General features: G+C 47.9%; 1 protein-coding gene. It reads right to left on the bottom strand.

All coding sequences use genetic code 11. The features are described from left to right. Window positions 1–96: 96 nt before the first annotated feature. The gene (locus ATB78_RS17235; RefSeq protein WP_061009459.1) at window positions 97–18729 is read right to left on the bottom strand and encodes a retention module-containing protein; all 18633 of its coding nucleotides are present in this window, start codon (window positions 18727–18729) and stop codon (window positions 97–99) included. Between the last annotated feature and the right edge of the window lie 17 nt (window positions 18730–18746).

Below are 18746 nucleotides of genomic sequence, written 5' to 3'. Positions count from 1 at the left end.
AACGCTTTAAATATCAATCAGCACACTGCTTTTTATATCAGACACAAAAAAGCGCGATAACTCTATGAGCTATCGCGCTTTTGCTTTTAGGCTGTGTTAACCATTGGCAAGCACATTATTGTTTAGCAGTGACTCAACGATCTCGTTTGAACTCAGACCGTTAAAGTCCAGCGCATCACCTAAGTGTTCAACCACGATGGTTTGATGCACATTGGTGTCGGTCGTGATGTTTAACGATACCGCCTCGGTAGCCGCATCGTAGTCTGCCGAAATGTGGCCAAGCAGATCATCCATATCGATCATTGGATTGTTAAGATCAGAGATGACCTCACGCAAATCGATACTGTCTTCGTTCACGGTAAAGTCAGTAATGGTATCCACTGCTCCTTCGTCAACGGAATCCACTGTCCACTTGAAGGTATCGCTGCCGTCACCACCGGTTAGGATGTCTGAACCTAGGCCACCGATCAGCACATCATCACCATCGCCACCTACGATAAGGTCGTCACCTTCCCCACCAATTAAGTTAATACCTGTGTCTCCACCAACTAGGTAGCTGTCGTCTGTTGCGCTTGACTGATCAATATCGTCGTTATCGCCGCTCACATCCAAACTAATTTGGACAGGCGAAGACTGCGCTTCATCGCCATTGGATTCTGTTGATATCGCAGTAACCGAAATATCGTAAGAACCGATATCAATACCACTGTTGGTGTCCGTCGCCACAATTTCTAGCGTATCAATTTCATCGCTTGGTACTGTCCAACTGGTACCATCGAAGCTGATGCCTGATGGAGAAACACCGCTTGTCACCTCTGCACTAGCAGGTACACCCGTTAGTTCCAGTGAAAGCACCTCGTCAATGTCGGTCAACGCCGCCATTATCCCCACAATCGCAAGACCTTGACTGCTCGCGGTTTGGCTAGCAGCAATTTGACGAACGTAGTTAAACTGAGGATCGATACCCAGTGTTGGCGCGTCAGCCACAGGGGTCACATTGATGGTGAAGTCTTGATTCGCCTCCAATGCTGTACCCGATGCATTTTCAAAGTACACACCGTTGTCTTCGACTTTCACCGATAAGGTGATTGAAGCAGCATCCACGTCTCCTGCATCTACAAATACGCCCTCAGAAGCATCTGTCGCACCAAGAACGGAGTTAATGTTATCTGGTGTTCCCATTAGGATAATTTCACCAAACATTCCCGCTCCTACAGTGACACCACTACCTGCCGGCGGCTCAACACGAACGTCACCTTCAGTCACCGCTAGCGTCACCGTCATGATTTCGTTCGCCTGTGCACCAGTGAAGTCGATGTCGCTTACACTAATACCAGTAATTTTCTGGCTATCGGCTTCGTTGATCGTATCCGTTACCGACGTAGCTGTGATTTCAGGTGCGTCATTGGTCGCTTCAACATTCAACACTGCTGTGCCAGCAATTGTGACTGGGTCTGGCGCACCGTTAGTGGTTCCGTCATCTGTAATTTCATAAGTGAAGTTAACGTCACCAAAGAAATCTGCAGCAGGTTCAAACGTCCATTCTGTCGCACTGACTTGCGTTAACATACCCGCCGAAGGGTCTGCCAAAGCAACATTACTAATGGTCAAATTGTCCGATTCAGGGTCGCTCGCATTACTCAGAAGTTCTGTCGCAGTAATCGTCACCGCGCCAGCATCTTCTTCCGTACTGCTTAGCGTTACTTCAGATGTCACCGGAGAATCGTTCACCTCGGTGACTTCAAAGGTTGCCGTTCCTGACACTGTCTGAGGATCAGAAGCACCGTTCGTCGTACCGTCATCGGTAATGGTGTAAGTCAGGTTCACCGTGCCGTTGTAGCCCGGAGCTGGTGTAAATGACCATGTACCTGAGACGTTATCGAAATCCAATGTACCGCTACTTGGGTCGATCAATTGAACGCTACTCACCGTCAACGTGTCGTTCTCAATATCAGAGGCATTCGCCAACAAATCAGCTTGGGTAATCTCCACCGCCGCACTGTCTTCAGCAATATCAGAAAGTGTCACTTCAGACGTTGTTGGTGCATCGTTTACTTCCGTTACATTGAACGACGCGCTGCCATTAACCGATTTAGGATCGGATGCACCATCTGTCGTGCCATCATCTGTAATGGTGTACGTGATTTCAACTGGACCGTTGTAATCTGGTGCTGGAGTAAACTCCCACTCACCAGTACCGCTGTTGAAAGTAATGCTACCCGAACTTGGATCGGTTAACTGAACATTGCTAACAGTGAGGTCGTCGTTTTCTACGTCTGTCGCATTCACAATAAGGTCCGCTTCAGAGATAGAGAACACACCACTGTCTTCTTCAATATCCGGTAGCGTCACTGGCGTAGTTTCTGGAGTATCGTTCACCGCTGTCACTTCAATATTGAAGCTGCTGCTGTTGGTATTTAGGGTGTCATCTACCCCACCAATCACGATACCTTCATTGCCTTGGTCATCGACTGTCACGTCCACCTGAACGTCACCAAAGAAGTTCAGGTCTGGATTAAACTCAATCAGACCGTTTGCAATGGCATTGTTTAGATCGGCCACAGTGCCTTTCAGTTCAACGGAGTCCGTACCATCACCGCTCACGGTTAGGTTGTAAGTAGTGATGAGCGTTGGGTTGAGCTCCAAGATACCGCTGTCTACAGTAACATTGAGCACGTACTCAGCATTCGGATCATCTAGCACCGCATCAACGTCTGTAATGCTGAAGCCATCAAGCAGTAACGGAGTATCCTCTGGCGTTTCAACATCCACTGTATTCACGAACTCTGGGCGGTCGTTAACAGCTTCTACTTCGACATTAACGTCAAACTCTTTTGGCGTGCCTAGGCTTTGACTTCCATCTAAGCCAGTATCAACCGCCTGCACTTTAAACTCTAATGTGCCATTCCAAGAGTTATCGTTGCGATCGCCAGAGTTAAAGACCACTTTATCCAGATCTTGAGCATCAATCTCTAGAACGAACACACCGCCACCTAGGTCGGCAAATGCAGTGCCGTCGGTAAGTTCAATGCTTGCACCGTCTGGCACATTCGCGATTTCTACACGAAGCGTTTCTGGATCATTCTCTTCATAATTCGCACCATCACCAATCGACTCTTGCTTGTCGACCACGAGAGCATTGATATTGATTTCAATGTCTTCACCCTCATTACCTGAAACTAAGGTATCTGGGTTTACATCAACATCGTCACCAATTGGATCAATGATCACTTTGAAGTTGCCAGTGTGTTCCGTAGGTACTTTAAGCAACTCTTCCTGTGTGAAGGCAGTAATACCAATATCAACTTCACCACTGAAGTTTTTCGGTGGTTGGATTTGAATTGAACTCAAATCAACGGACGTTTGTGTCAAATCATTTAGTTGAATACTCCACTCACCACCACCGTTGTTTTTCACCGTGTAATCAGGAGAGCTAGAAGTCACAATAAAGTCGGTCGGTAATCCAGTAAGCTTCAAGGACACAAACTGCTCTGAACCATCATTATCGTTCAGACTCACCGATACGCCGGAGCCTGACTGCGTCAATGAAATAAGGGTATCTTCATCGCCTGTGACAACGATAGGTTGAGAAGGATCTGCACCACTTATCGTAATGTCATCAACCACCGGGGTGATTTCAAACGACACGTTATCAGTAAAGGTGCGAACATCGGTATCGTCGCCAGGGTTAGCAAGCGTGGTTTGATCGATGATTGCTGTGTCCGTGATCTCCCCTTCGATATTAATTTGAACGGTATTTTGACCGCCACCGACTGGGTAGTTCTCTTTAGGCTTGAACAACACTTCATCCAATGCGCCCGCAGCAATTTCAGCAGCACTGAATTCGATACTTGTGCCTAATGGGTTGCCACTCGCGTCAACAAACTCACCTAACGTCGTATCATCAAGCGTGAGCTTAATGTTGGTGAGCGTCTCTCTGCCCGCTTGCAAGTTATTACGGTTGTCAGCAAAGTCGACATTCAAGTTGAGTTGAATCAAGCCATCTTCGTAGCCAATACCATCGTTGGTTGGGACATCATTGTTAAGGTCGTTCACTGGTTGCTTGTCGGCATCTAAGCCTAACGTACCAGTAATATCGACTGTCACATCTGGTGTCACATTGCTATCAAGAGGTTGATCACCCGAAGAACCTGGGACATCCGCAACTGGCAAGATCTGAACAGGTAGCGACTCTAGCGTCGTATTTTCATCACCCGATTGAGTATCGGTGGTAACAAACAGAACTGGCAGCGTGAAGTCACCTGCCCAGTCTTCGGCAACACGTAGGGTCAAACCATCGAGGCCGGTAATGTTGCCACTCGCATCAATCGAAGCTTGGAACACGTATTTGCCGTCAACGAAGTCAACGTCAGTGCCGCCAATAACTAGGCCCGGAGGTACACCAGGTGATGAAGGGTCAATAACCAGCGTTAGGACATCTTCTACACCATCGGCATTGATGGTGGTGACTTTAGATGACAATTGCGTACCCAAATCAACAGTATTGTCTTCGTTGCCATCAATTTGAACCGTGTTATCAAGGTCAATTTCAGCTGCTACGCTGGTTTGAGGCGTGATATCTGTTGGGAACTCAAGTGTGATGTCAGTCTGACGTTGAACTGTTGCGTCTTCTTCGACCGCATCTTCACCCAAGTCGTTCACTTGTGCGTAGATGGTTAAGCCAATTGAGGAAATACCGTTGTTATCGCCGTCGTCAGTGTCATCATTAGGTGTAAGATCCAAACCTGCTGGCGCAATAATCGAGAAGTTCTCTTCATCGGTGATCGTCCAGCGACCACCACCTTCATTCGATGCACCAACAATGACTAGCTGATTCAAGATTTCTGGGTCAGTAATACTGAATTGAACCACCAATTGAGTCACGACTTCATCAGAAGAATCATCAAACTCTTGATATTTGATGATGTTAGCACCGGCTTGACCACCAGTACTGCTGTTAATCGTGAAATCGATATGGCCTTGAGCATCAGCACGAACTACATCGGTTGTTGTACCACCCGATTCTTCAACCAGTAGACGAGTTTGATCTGCAACATCACCTGTTAAGTCCTCTGGTTCAACAACCGGATTCACTTGAACATTGACTGTACCGTTGATCACGGTAGATGCAATGCCCTCACCCGGATTGCCTGAGTCGACATACTCTGCATCAATTTCTTTCACCGTCACCTGTGTACTCAAGCTAAAGTCAGTACTTGAGTCCGGTTCAAGCTGGACTTGAATATAGCCATCTTGAGTGATTCTGGCAGAGAAGTCTTGCTCTGACTCGTTAGTTCCCGGAGTGAGCGTAATGCTGCCACCTGTCACGGTTTGCGCGACACCGTCAACATAAACAGTACTGCCATTTGGGAAACCACTGATTGTTAGAGCAGCAAAGAATTCGTCCGCATCTGGGCTTTGCGTTGCTGTCGGCTCCCAATCAATATTAATGCGCGTGTCTTCGTTGCCTTCAGAGCTAACGACATAGTTGTCTTGAGCATCAATCACAGGGGCAACTTTAACGCGGATTTCACCGGTTACCTCACGCGTATGACCATCGTTCTCAGTCACGATAGTGGTTGCTGTAATGGTAATATTTTCTGTCGATGACGCTTCAGGTCGAATAACAATGCCCGAGTTTACGTTAGCATTGGTAATGTTTGCTTCGTAAATCGGCTGGCCTGCTCCATCGTATCCAACAAACGTCAGGTCGATAGAGGCACCATCGTTATCAAACAGTTCTACACCATCAGGGATATTAGACAGCAGTACCGTGATGGATTCTGAACTATCAGCTGGGTTGTCTTTCAGCTCTCCTGACACCACGCTAAACGCGAGATCAACTTGACCGTTCTCATCGATTTCGGCCTCGATTCCTCGAACGGTACCATCATCGAACACGTTCCAAATGCCAGTTTTATCGTTCAGTTCGATGTCTGGAATATCCGCAACACCTTTCACCGATACAATCACCGATTGCGTGCCCAAAGAACGAATGTCCTGAGCGGCGCCCCCTGATAGAGAGGCGTTGTCTTTCACAATACCTTCTACATCAAACGTGAAGTCTTCGTTACTGTGTAATGGAGGAAGCACTTCAACATTAGCAAGGCTTGATTCTGGAATTTCGTAGTAAAGAACATTCCCGCCACTGTCTGTAACTGCATTGATTTGGCTTGGATTTGCTGTATCAAGCCAAACCAACGTCACACCATCAATGGAGAAATTGTCGATGCGTACAAACAGTTTTTCCGAGCCATCAATATCATCTGATGGGCTCATCGTAATGACCTCGCTCAACTGAAGCGGATCGTGGTCTGTCACAGGGTCGACGGTATCTTGAGTTCGAGCGTTATCCTCAAAAATGTTGATGCGATTCACCACAAAGTCTGCTTGGTCGGCGACAGGGTTAACGTCAATCACAATTTCTTCGGTTTCAGAACGCGCCGTTTCTTTGCCCGTCAGAGGGTTGGTACTTTCCGTCGTAATCGCGGTTACATCTAGCTTAATCTGGCCAGAGAAGTGCTCCGAAGGATCCACTTCAACCTCGTCAATACGACTCGCATCCACTAGGTATTTGCCACCTACTTCTGGAATAGGTGTACCATCTGAGTAAACCAACGTCGCGTTGTCTCCACCCTCGGTAAAGACAAGTTCATATACGATGGACTCTGGGTTACTGATGTCTTGAGTGTTCGCCTCAATGTCTAACTCAACATTGTTGCCATCTTCATCAACGGTGTAATCGAAGGTGCTGCTAGCGTTCCACGTTGCAATATCTGCCACGGCATCAACTTCAATATCCAAGCGACCATTAATCGTGTGGTCTGACGTACCATTGTTAAGGATTTCCACACGGATACGAGGATCGATACCAGAAGCATCGGTTGACGAATGGCGATCTGGCACAAAGTACAAGTTGTCTAGCGAGACAAGCTCACCATTGAATGATTGCTCAACATTTGATGCATCAAGAACAACCGTATTGCCGACAGGCGTTAATTCAATGTAGTTGCCGCTACCGTCTCGATAGTAGAACGTACCGTTGTGAGTATTGGCATCTCGAATAGTGATGTCACCTAGGCTCTCGTTACGATCGATATCATGCAAATCGATAACCAAATCGACTTTCGCCGGCGTCACATCCAAGGTTGATAGGTTATCTTGCGTATTTGCAGAATCCACACCTGCGACAACACCACCACGACCTTGGTCCTCGAACGCGGTGACGGTTGACGTATTAATCTGCGCGTTACGGTCGGTGATTGAGATATCAACATCTGCATCACTAGTATCACCGTCACCATCGGTTGCAACAACGTTGATGGTGAAATCAATAGAGTCGTTTTCTGTATGATCAAGATCGTCATTTGGTCGGAAAGACACGCGGCCGTCGGTTCGAACAATCAAACGACCGATTTCGGTATCCACTCCGTCAAGAACCTTGTGAACGAACACAACTTGGTTGCTGCCGTTCAAATCAACAGAATCCGAGTCAACACCGTTTTGCTTGAAGTAAATACCCGAATCATCAGCCGAGAATGACGTCACTTGTGCGCCGTCAGCACCAAGATCATCATCACCTTCTACAGGGTCTCGGAATAAGCGAACCGTACGGTTTCCTTGTCCCTCAACACGTGAAATAGACGCATCGTGCAGGGTTGGAACATCATCTGTAATCGTCACTGGTAAGTTAATACCGGCCGTATCGCCATCGACATCGGTCGCGAAGACTGGAAGATCGAGTATGAGTGTATCTTCGCCTTGGGTTGAGTGGTCTAGCGCACCTTCAAGCGTAAACTTGTAAGAGCCGTCAGCGTTCAAAACTAGCGTGAACACTGAGTTACCATCCGGTGTTTGACCTTGATAAGTAAAGTTGTTGTTGCTTACCGCGGTTTGAACTAACGTTACCGCGAGACCACCTGAAGTGACTCCTGGGATCGGGTTAGAAGTAAGATCCAACTGGTAAGAGACAACGGTATCTGCCCCTTCTACCGTATCGAAATTGCCTGTTGCTTCTAGGCTGTCTTTGTTGGTTGCCCGAGAGCCATTAGCGAGATCATCCTCGTCAACAGCCAAAGCATCTGCTGATGAAATTTCAGGAATGTCATCAACAATGGTGATTGGAAGGTTCAGTGATGATGACGTATCACCATCAAAATCTGTCACTGTAATTGGAATATCAATGACAAGGTTGTTTTCACCTTGAACAGCGTCATGATCGATTGGTCCCAATAGTTCAAATTGGTAACTGTCGTTATTCGCATCAAGAGACAACGTGAAGATCTTAGTTGATGTGCCAGTAATGACCGCTTCGTAACTGGTTACACCACCAACCGAGCTCACCACATTCAACTCGATGCTGTTGCCGTTCGAAGTTAAGCCAGACACAACGGCATTGAGGTCAGAAACTTGGTAACTGACAATCTCATCCGCACCATCAACGACTTCAAATCCACCAGTTAATAACGTTGAATCGCTACTTGTCGTGTCTGAGCCACCAGCGAGATCATCTTCATCGACTGTTTGTTGGCTAGTGTCTGTCACTTTCACAATCGCAGGAACATCATCCACCACTGTGATCGGCAAGGTGACATTATTTGAAACATCGCCATCAAAATCAGTCGCGTTGACTGGGAAGTTGATGACTAACGAGTTTTCATCGTTACCCGCAGGATGATCAAGTGCACCCAACAGTTCAAATTCATAACTGTCTGCTGAACCATTTAGCGTCAGTTTAAAGACGGTGTCCGTCGTACCTTGTACATAAGCTCGGTACTCAATCACACCGTTTGAATTTGAAAACTCAACCAACTCAAGCGGTTGACCACCTGAGGTAAGGCCAGAAACAGGCGATGTTAAATTATCCAACTGGAAGCTAACGATAGAATCGGCACCATCAGTAACGTCAAAGTTGCCACCAATGATATTGGATTCTGGCGTGTCGTCCGAACCTTGGCTTGGAATATCATCCTCATCCACAGACAAGGTACTACCAGAGCTAATAGCATCAATGGTTGGTTTGTCATCTACGATGGTCACTGGCAAGGTCGCAGTGATGGTATCGTTGTCGCCATCCGTGATCTTCACAGGTAGATTCAACAAAATTTCATCAGAGTTAACCGCGTGATCTAACTGACCAGATAACTCAAAGTCGTATTTACCATCTTGATGAAGTGTCAACGTGAAGACCGTCACTCCACCCGGTGTTTGTCCCACGTAAACAAGCGCGTCAGCAGTTGAAGCACCAACGTCTTGAGAAAGTGTTACCTCTTCTCCGCCCGATTTCAGGTTCGGGATAGGATTTGAGCTTAGATCCAATTCGAAAGCATCAATACCATCTGCGCTAGTGACTTCGAACTCACCTGATACCGTTAATGGCTCTTTCGTTCCATCAGAACCAAGAGGTAAGTCATCTTCGTCGACACGTAGACTTTCAATATTGGTAACAACTGGAACATCGTCCACAACGGTAATTGGCAATGTGAAGGCTGGTGAAGTATCACCATCATTATCTGTCGCCGTCACAGAGAGGTTAATAACAATCTCGTTTTGCTGATTACCATCGGGATGATCAAGCGGCTTCTGTAAATCGAACTCATAGGAGTTGTTCGTTGCATCCAGCGTCAGTTCGAAAACCACTTCAGCAGGATTGCCAGCAACACCTTGGTATACGTTCACGCCGTTTGCGCTAGAAGACAGAACTAAGGTGATAGCTTCACCATCTGAAGTCAGTGAAGCAACAGGCGTGGTCAGGTCATTCAGCTGAATAGAAGCAACTTGGTCAGCACCTTCGGTGATATCAAAAGTACCTGAAATAACAGTATCTTCTGCACTTGCAGCATCCGTGCCTGCTGGTAGGTCATCTTCATCAACGGTTTGTTCGCTGCCTGCTAGTAAACCATCAATGGTCGGAACATCATCCACAACCGTAATTGGTAAGGTGATGTTGTTCGACACGTCTCCATCAAAGTCAGTCGCGTTTATCGGTAAATTGATGACCAGTTCATTTTGGCCATCAGCATTTGGATGATCGAGAGGAGCAAGCAAATCGAACATGTAGCTATCATCAGAAGCATCGAGAGTTACACGGAATACTGGTGTCGTCGTGCCATCAATACGAGCTTCGTAAACTGAAACGCCACCTGCGTTTGATACTTCAACCATAACCAGAGATTGACCACCAGAGGTCAAGCCTTGTACTGGCATCGTCAGGTCAGAAACGCTGTACTCCACAATGCCATCAGAGCCATCAATCGCGATGAAGTTACCTGCAATGCTGTTCGACTTCGTACCATCAGATCCGACTGTTGGGATATCGTCCTCGTCAACCGTTTGCACACTTGTTGCTTCGATGCCACCAAGTGTCGGTTTGTCATCAACGATCTTGACAGGAATTGTCTCAGCAGACGTGTCGCCATCAAAGTCGGTTGCGATGATTGGGAAGTTCAGTGTCAGCTCGTCACTATCTACCGCGTGGTCGATTGGACCTTCTAGCGTGAAGTTATAAGAGCCATCGGTATTCACTGTCAGCGTAAAGACCGCTTCAGTCCCCGCTGCCGCTTCGTAAGTAAAGCTACCATCGCCGTTTGCGGTTTCCGTCAGCGTGACGGCCACGCCTTGCGACGTTAAACCGTCAACTGGTGTTGATGTGCCATCAAGTTGGTAACTCACCACTCGGTCTGAACCTTGTGTGGTAGTGAAGTTGCCATCGATTGAAATCGGATCAGTCTGATCCGAACCAATCGTGCCTAAATCATCTTCATCAACGGTAATCGCATCGACATCAGTAATGGTCGGTTTATCATCTACGATGGTGACTGGAATCGTTTCTGTGGTGGTATCACCATCAAAATCCGTTGCGATGATTGGGAAGTTCAGCGTCAGCTCATCACTGTCTACCGCATGGTCGATTGGCCCTTGAAGCGTGAAGTTGTATGAGCCATCCGTGTTTACTGTTAGCGTAAATACGGCTTCAGTTCCTGCTGTCGCTTCATAAGTGTAGCTACCGTCGCCGTTTGCGGTTTCAGTCAGCGTGACGGCCACACCTTGTGATGTTAGACCGTCAACAGGCGTTGCAGCAGCATCCAATTGGTAGCTTACTACCCCATCAGAGCCTTGCGTTGTAGTGAAGTTGCCATCGATTGAAATTGGATCTGAGCCGTCGGAGCCAATCGTCGCTAAGTCATCTTCATCCACGCGGATTGCGTCTACGTCAGTGATGGTTGGTTTATCATCAACGATGGTGACAGGTAACGTCTTCGATGAGGTGTCGCCATCAAAGTCTGTTGCGATAATCGGGAAGTCGATTTGCAGACTGTCGCTATTCACCGCATGGTCTAGTGGGCCCTGCAGAGTAAAGGTGTAGCTGCCATCTGGCTTCACCACCAATTCAAATACGGCATTGCCATCTGCTGTGGCAGTGTAAGTAAAGCTGCCATCACCATTTGTTGTCTCAGCAAGTACGACAGGCTCACCATGAGAGGTTAACCCTGCTACTGGATCTGCTGTTGCATCAAGCTGGTATTTAACAACGCTGTCCGAGCCTTCAGTTGTGCTGAAAGAACCCGACATGAACGCATCATCGTTTTGGTCTGAGCCAATTGAAGCGAGATCATCTTCGTCCACCGTAAGTGGAACAACGTTGTCAATGGTTGGAACGTCATCAGTAATCGTAACTGGAATGGTCGCGGTCGTCGTATCGCCATCAAAATCTGTTGCAATGATTGGGAAGTTCAGAACTAATTCATCGCTGTTTAACGCATGATCAACCGGCCCTTCTAGACGGAAGTTGTATGTGCCATCAGCATTCACATTCATGGTGAAGACAGGATTGCCATCCGCGGTAGCCACGTAAGTGAAGCTGCCATCGGCATTCGCAGTCTCTACCAAAGTAACAGGCTCACCTTGAGAAGTTAAACCTGAAACAGGATCAGCCGTTGAATCAAGTTGGTAGCTCACCACTCGGTCTGAACCTTGAGTAGTCGTAAACGCGCCTTCAACAAACACTGCGTCAGTTTGGTCTGAGCCAATACCTGATAAATCATCTTCGTCTACAGCCAGAGGCACGACATTATCAATGATTGGTGCATCATCCGTAATCGTGACTGGAATGGTTGCCGAAGTCGTATCACCATCAAAATCGGTGGCAATAATTGGGAAATCAATCGTCAGGCTGTCACTGTTAGCTGCATGGTCAATCGGGCCTTGCAGCGTAAAATCGTAAGTGCCATCTGTTGCTACGTTTAACGTGAATACCGGATTGCCGTCTGCGGTCGCCACATAAGTAAAGCTGCCATCACCGTTGGCGGTTTCCACCAAGATAATCGCCTCACCTTGAGACGTTAGCCCCGCAACAGGATCAGCCGTTGAATCCAGTTGATAGCTCACCACTCGGTCAGAGCCTTGAGTGGTCGTAAACGCGCCTTCAACGAACAGGTCACCACCTGGGTCTGAACCGACACCGGTAAGGTCGTCTTCATCGACACTTAACGCATCCACCGCTGTGATGGTCGGTACATCATCAACAATCGTGACTGGAATGGTTTCAGTGACAGTGTCGCCATCAAAGTCGGTTGCGATAATTGGGAAGTTTAGTTTCAACTCGTCACTATCAACCGCGTGATCAATCGGCCCTTCTAGCGTGAAGTTATAAGAGCCATCAGTATTCACAGTCAGCGTAAAGACCGCTTCAGAGCCCGCTGTTGCTTCGTAGGTAAAACTGCCATCACCATTTGCGGTTTCTGTTAGCGTGACCGCTACACCTTGCGAGGTTAAACCGTCAACTGGTGTTGATGTGCCATCGAGTTGGTAGCTCACCACTCGGTCTGAGCCTTGCGTGGTGGTGAAGTTACCATCAATAGAAATTGGATTGCTTTGGTCTGAACCGATTGACGCTAGGTCATCTTCATCAACCGTAATGGCATCTACGTCAGTAATAACTGGCTTATCGTCCACGATGGTGACCGGGATAGTGGCATTTGTGGTGTCACCATCAAAGTCGGTCGCGATGATTGGGAAGTTGAGCGTTAACTCATCACTATCAACAGCATGATCGATTGGGCCTTCAAGCGTGAAGTTATAAGAGCCATCAGTGTTCACTGTCAGTGTAAAGACCGACTCGGTACCTGCTGTTGCTTGATAGGTAAAGCTGCCATCACCGTTTGCGGTTTCAGTCAGCGTGACAGCCACGCCTTGCGACGTTAAACCGTCAACTGGTGTTGATGTGCCATCAAGTTGGTAACTCACCACTCGGTCTGAACCTTGTGTGGTGGTGAAGTTACCATCAATAGAAATCGGATTGCTTTGGTCTGAGCCAATTGACGCTAGATCATCTTCATCAACCGTAATGGCGTCGACGTCAGTAATAACCGGCTTATCGTCCACGATGGTGACTGGGATCGTTTCTGTGGTGGTATCACCATCAAAATCCGTCGCGATGATTGGGAAGTTCAGCGTCAGCTCATCACTGTCTACCGCATGGTCGATTGGACCTTGAAGCGTGAAGTTGTATGAGCCATCCGTATTCACAGTCAGCGTAAATACGGCTTCAGTTCCTGCTGTCGCTTCATAAGTGTAGCTACCGTCGCCGTTTGCAGTTTCCGTCAGCGTCACTGCCACACCTTGCGATGTTAGACCATCAACTGGCGTTGCAGCAGCATCCAATTGGTAGCTCACTACCCCATCAGAGCCTTGCGTTGTAGTGAAGTTGCCATCGATTGAAATTGGACCTGAGCCGTCAGAGCCAATCGTCGCTAAGTCATCTTCATCAACCGTGATGGCATCTACGTCAGTGATGGTCGGTTTATCATCAACGATGGTGACAGGTAGTGTTTCTGTCGACGTATCGCCATCAAAGTCTGTTGCGATAATCGGGAAGTCGATTTGCAGGCTGTCGCTATTCACCGCATGGTCTAGTGGGCCCTGCAGAGTAAAGGTGTAGCTGCCGTCTGGCTTCACCACCAATTCAAATACGTCATTGCCATTTGCTGTGGCAGTGTAAGTAAAGCTGCCATCACCATTTGCTGTCTCTGCAAGCACGACAGGCTCACCATGAGAGGTCAACCCTGCTACTGGATCTGCCGTTGCATCAAGCTGGTATTTAACAACGCTGTCTGAGCCTTCAGTTGTGCTGAAAGAGCCCGACATAAACGCATCATCGTTTTGGTCTGAGCCAATTGTAGCGAGATCATCTTCGTCTACTGTCAGTGGAACAACATTATTAATGGTTGGAACGTCATCAGTAATCGTGACTGGAATGGTCGCGGTCGTCGTATCGCCATCAAAGTCTGTTGCAATGATTGGGAAGTTCAGTACTAGCTCATCGCTGTTTAACGCGTGATCGATTGGCCCTTCCAGACGGAAGTCATATGTACCGTCAGCATTCACATTCATGGTGAAGACAGGATTGCCATCCGCGGTAGCCACGTAAGTGAAGCTGCCATCGGCATTCGCAGTCTCCACCAAAGTAACAGGCTCACCTTGAGAAGTTAAACCTGAAACAGGATCAGCCGTTGAATCAAGTTGGTAGCTCACCACACGGTCTGAACCTTGAGTGGTCGTAAACGCGCCTTCAACAAACACAGCGTCAGTTTGGTCTGAGCCAATGCCTGATAAATCATCTTCGTCTACAGCCAGAGGCACAACATTATCGATGATTGGTGCATCATCCGTAATTGTGACTGGAATGGTTGCCGTGGTCGTATCACCATCAAAATCTGTGGCAATAATTGGGAAATCAATCGTCAGGCTGTCGCTGTTAGCTGCATGGTCAATCGGGCCTTGCAGCGTAAAATCGTACGTACCATCTGTTGCTACATTCAACGTGAAGACTGGATTGCCGTCAGCGGTCGCCACATAGGTAAAGCTGCTGTCACCATTGGCGGTTTCCACCAAGGTAATCGCCTCACCTTGAGACGTTAGCCCCGCAACAGGATCAGCGGTTGAATCCAGTTGATAGCTCACCACTCGGTCAGAGCCTTGAGTGGTCGTAAACGCGCCTTCAACGAACAGAGCGCCGCCTGGGTCGGACCCCACACCGCTAAGGTCATCTTCATCGACACTCAACGCATCCACCGCTGTGATGGTCGGAACATCATCAACAATTGTGACTGGAATGGTTTCAGTAACGGTGTCGCCATCAAAGTCGGTTGCGATAATTGGGAAGTTGAGTGTCAGCTCATCACTATCAACCGCATGATCAATTGGCCCTTCTAGCGTGAAGTTATAAGAGCCATCAGTATTCACTACCAAAGTAAATACAAGGTTGCCACCCGCTGTCGCTTCATAAGTGAAACTACCATCACCATTTGCGGTTTCTGTTAGCGTTACCGCTACACCTTGCGAGGTTAAACCGTCAACTGGTGTTGCAGAAGCATCTAACTGGTAGCTCACCACTCGGTCAGAGCCTTGTGTGGTAGTAAAGTTCCCATCAATAGAAATCGGATTGCTTTGGTCTGAGCCAATTGACGCGAGATCATCTTCATCAACCGTGATTGCATCTACGTCAGTAATAACTGGCTTATCGTCCACGATCGTCACAGGGATAGTGGCGTTTGTGGTATCGCCATCAAAGTCTGTCGCGATGATTGGGAAGTTCAGTGTCAACTCGTCGCTATCAACAGCATGATCAATTGGCCCTTCTAGCGTGAAGTTATAAGAGCCATCAGTATTCACTGTCAGCGTAAAGACCGCTTCACTCCCCGCCGTCGCCTCGTAAGTAAAGCTGCCATCACCGTTTGCGGTTTCAGTCAGCGTGACGGCCACGCCTTGTGATGTAAGGCCATCAACTGGTGTTGAAGAAGCATCGAGCTGATAGCTCACTACTCGGTCCGAGCCTTGTGTGGTGGTGAAGTTGCCATCGATTGAAATCGGGTCAGTCTGATCTGACCCAATCGTGCCTAAGTCATCTTCATCAACGGTAATCGCATCGACGTCGGTAATGGTTGGCTTATCATCCACGATGGTAACAGGCAATACGATTTGGCTTGTGTCACCATCGAAATCAGTAGCAATAACATTAAAATCGAGGGTTAAGCTGTCGCTATTTGCCGCATGGTCGATTGGACCTTGCAGCTCAAAACTGTACGAGCCGTCGGTATTCAAAATTAATGTGAAAACTGCGCTGCCATTTGCCGTTGCGCTGTAGGTGTAACTGCCGTCTGCATTTTGCGTTTCGGCAATGGAGACGGTCTGACCTTGAGATTGCAGGCCATTTAAAGGATCAGCGTTTACATCCAACTGATACTGTACGACGCCATCAGAACCCTGAGTCGCCGTGAACTGACCTTCAACCAGCGTTGGCTGTGATTGGTCAGAGCCTACCGAACTTAAGTCATCCTCATCGACGGTAAGAGCAACAACGTCGTTAATGGTTGGCACATCATCAGTAATGGTAACCGGTAGAACAAGTGAACTGGTGTCACCGTCAAAGTCCGTTGCGACAATAGTAAAGTCTAGAGTTAAGCTATCGCTACCAACAGCATGATCGATTGGACCTTCAAGGGTAAATGAATAAGAACCGTCAGGGTTCACTTGTAAGGTGAAGATAGCGTCCCCTTCTGCTGTTGCAGAATAGGTAAAGCTGCCATCTGAGTTGGTTGTTTCCGTCAGAGAGATAGATCGACCCTGAGATTCCAACCCATTGAGTGGGTCAGTACCGCTTTCTAATTGATAACTTACAACACGGTCTGAGCCCTGAGTCGTCGTGAAACTGCCTTGCGCGAGCACAGAGTCGCTTTGATCGGAGCCAATGCTTGATAAATCGTCTTCATCGACGGCTAGTGCCTCGACGCCATCAATCGTGGGAACGTCATCTTGAACTTGAATGACAATTTGCGCTGCTTCTGGTGTGTTCGAGCCGTCGGTAATCGAGGAGCGGTCACCATCCGCATCTACCGCGTAAACTGGCAGTGAGAAAGTAAGCGAGTCATCGTTGGCACCCGTATGGTCAAGTTGTTCATACAAGTTGAATTGGTATTCGCCCAATGCAGGCGCATCAATCGCCACATCAAATACGGTAATACGCACGCCATCCAGCTCGATGAAGCCTTCGTAAGTACGTACGCCGTTACTCTTGGACGCTAGTTCTAGTTGAACAACCTGCCCTTGAGATTGGAGTTCTCCACCAACATTAAACTCCGTAGGTTCCAACTCATAGTGATCAATGATGTCGCTACCGACCGCTGTCGTGATCGACCCAGTACCACTTGTTACTACCGCACCTTCCTGTGAACCTTGGTCAACCCCCGCCTCGTCTAAAGACAATCCCGTCACGTTTTCAATCACCGGATTATCGCCATCAAGGATGGTCATCGTAAAGGTGTTGCTTGCCGTATCTTGGTCAAAGTCGACGATTGTGGTTGGCAAAGAGAGCTCAATCGTATCTTCACCGTTTGTTTGTTCTAACGGCTTAAATTGCTCAAATTGGTAAGTGCCATCTGTGTTCAGACCAATGGTTAAGACGGTTTCATTCGAGCCAGCAATGGACAAGGTGATAGTACTGCCGTCTTCAGAGAGTACCGCTTCTGTCGCCTGATTATCACTCAGTAGGCCATCGAACTGACTAAGTCCTTCTTGATTAAACGTGACCGTTGCCAATTGATCACTACCAATATCAACAAAGGTGCCAGTGATTGGTGTAGAAGAAGATTCAACGTTTTCAAAAGTAACGTTTTGCGGCGCAGGATCATCGCCATCAATAACAGTTGTCGTAAAATCAATAGGCGCTTGAATGCTGTTACCACCAATATCTGCACCTGTAATATCAAAAGCAATATTGATTTGATCACCGACGATCGATACTTGACCATCAGCAACAGACGCAACATGGTCAACGCCCTGGCTAATCGTGGTAACGACCTCTAACTCTAAATCACGGCCTAAAGATGTCGCTTCGATCTCGATACGAAGCACTTCGTTACCTTCTTGAGTACCGATAATAGCATTTTGCGCTTCGTCATAAACGAACGCCACTGGCTGACCACCAGAAGTAATATCACTGTTAAGCTCAGTTAACAAAGACTCTAAAGAAGACGTTTCGGGTATAAATGAAGCAGTATCAAGTGCGAGATCCCCTGCTTCAACCAGCAAACTAGACGAAATGGTTTGCGGATAGCTTGATAGAGAAATTGAGCCTTCTGTTACTTGAGAAGAGAGAGATTGGCCACCATCGGCAAAAACAGTGACATTTAAGCCGTCAGGATCATCTTCAGTATCCGTGTTACCAGTCGGAGCTGAGGTTTCAAAAAACGTTGAGGCCAATACTTCAGGGTTATTGTATTCAACAGTAACAAAGCCTGCGTTTGCAGACCCAGAACCACCGCCGCCACCAGCCGGACCCGCGGCCGTGGCTTCAAGGATAGCCGTAGGGTCAGCGCCTTCTAAAATGGCTTGCTGGATTGCAGCCACATCCTCAGCCCCGAATTCGGCGTCAGCCGCCGCGGTTGGATCGACATTGATTTGGCCATCAACGGGCGCTTGAACAACCGCGTCTGTCGGTTGTTGCTCTAAAGATGGTGCCGGTATGCAGGCTACACAATTCTCATCCACGAGATAGAGTGAGCCTTCCGCGATCACTTCAATGGAAGCGCCGTTTTCAGTGATGATGACATCACCCGGAACTAATACATCCCCAACGTTTATCGCTCTCACCTTCCCCTCAAGGCTTAGCGCGTAAACATCCCCTTTGACAGCATCTACTACAACTTCTTGCGGCACAGCTTGTGTACTCATCTGACCCCCGCTAATGG

This window comes from Vibrio sp. CUB2, from assembly GCF_001557945.1.
GTDB lineage: Bacteria > Pseudomonadota > Gammaproteobacteria > Enterobacterales > Vibrionaceae > Vibrio > Vibrio owensii.
This window is presented reverse-complemented; position numbering and strand designations above follow the sequence as displayed.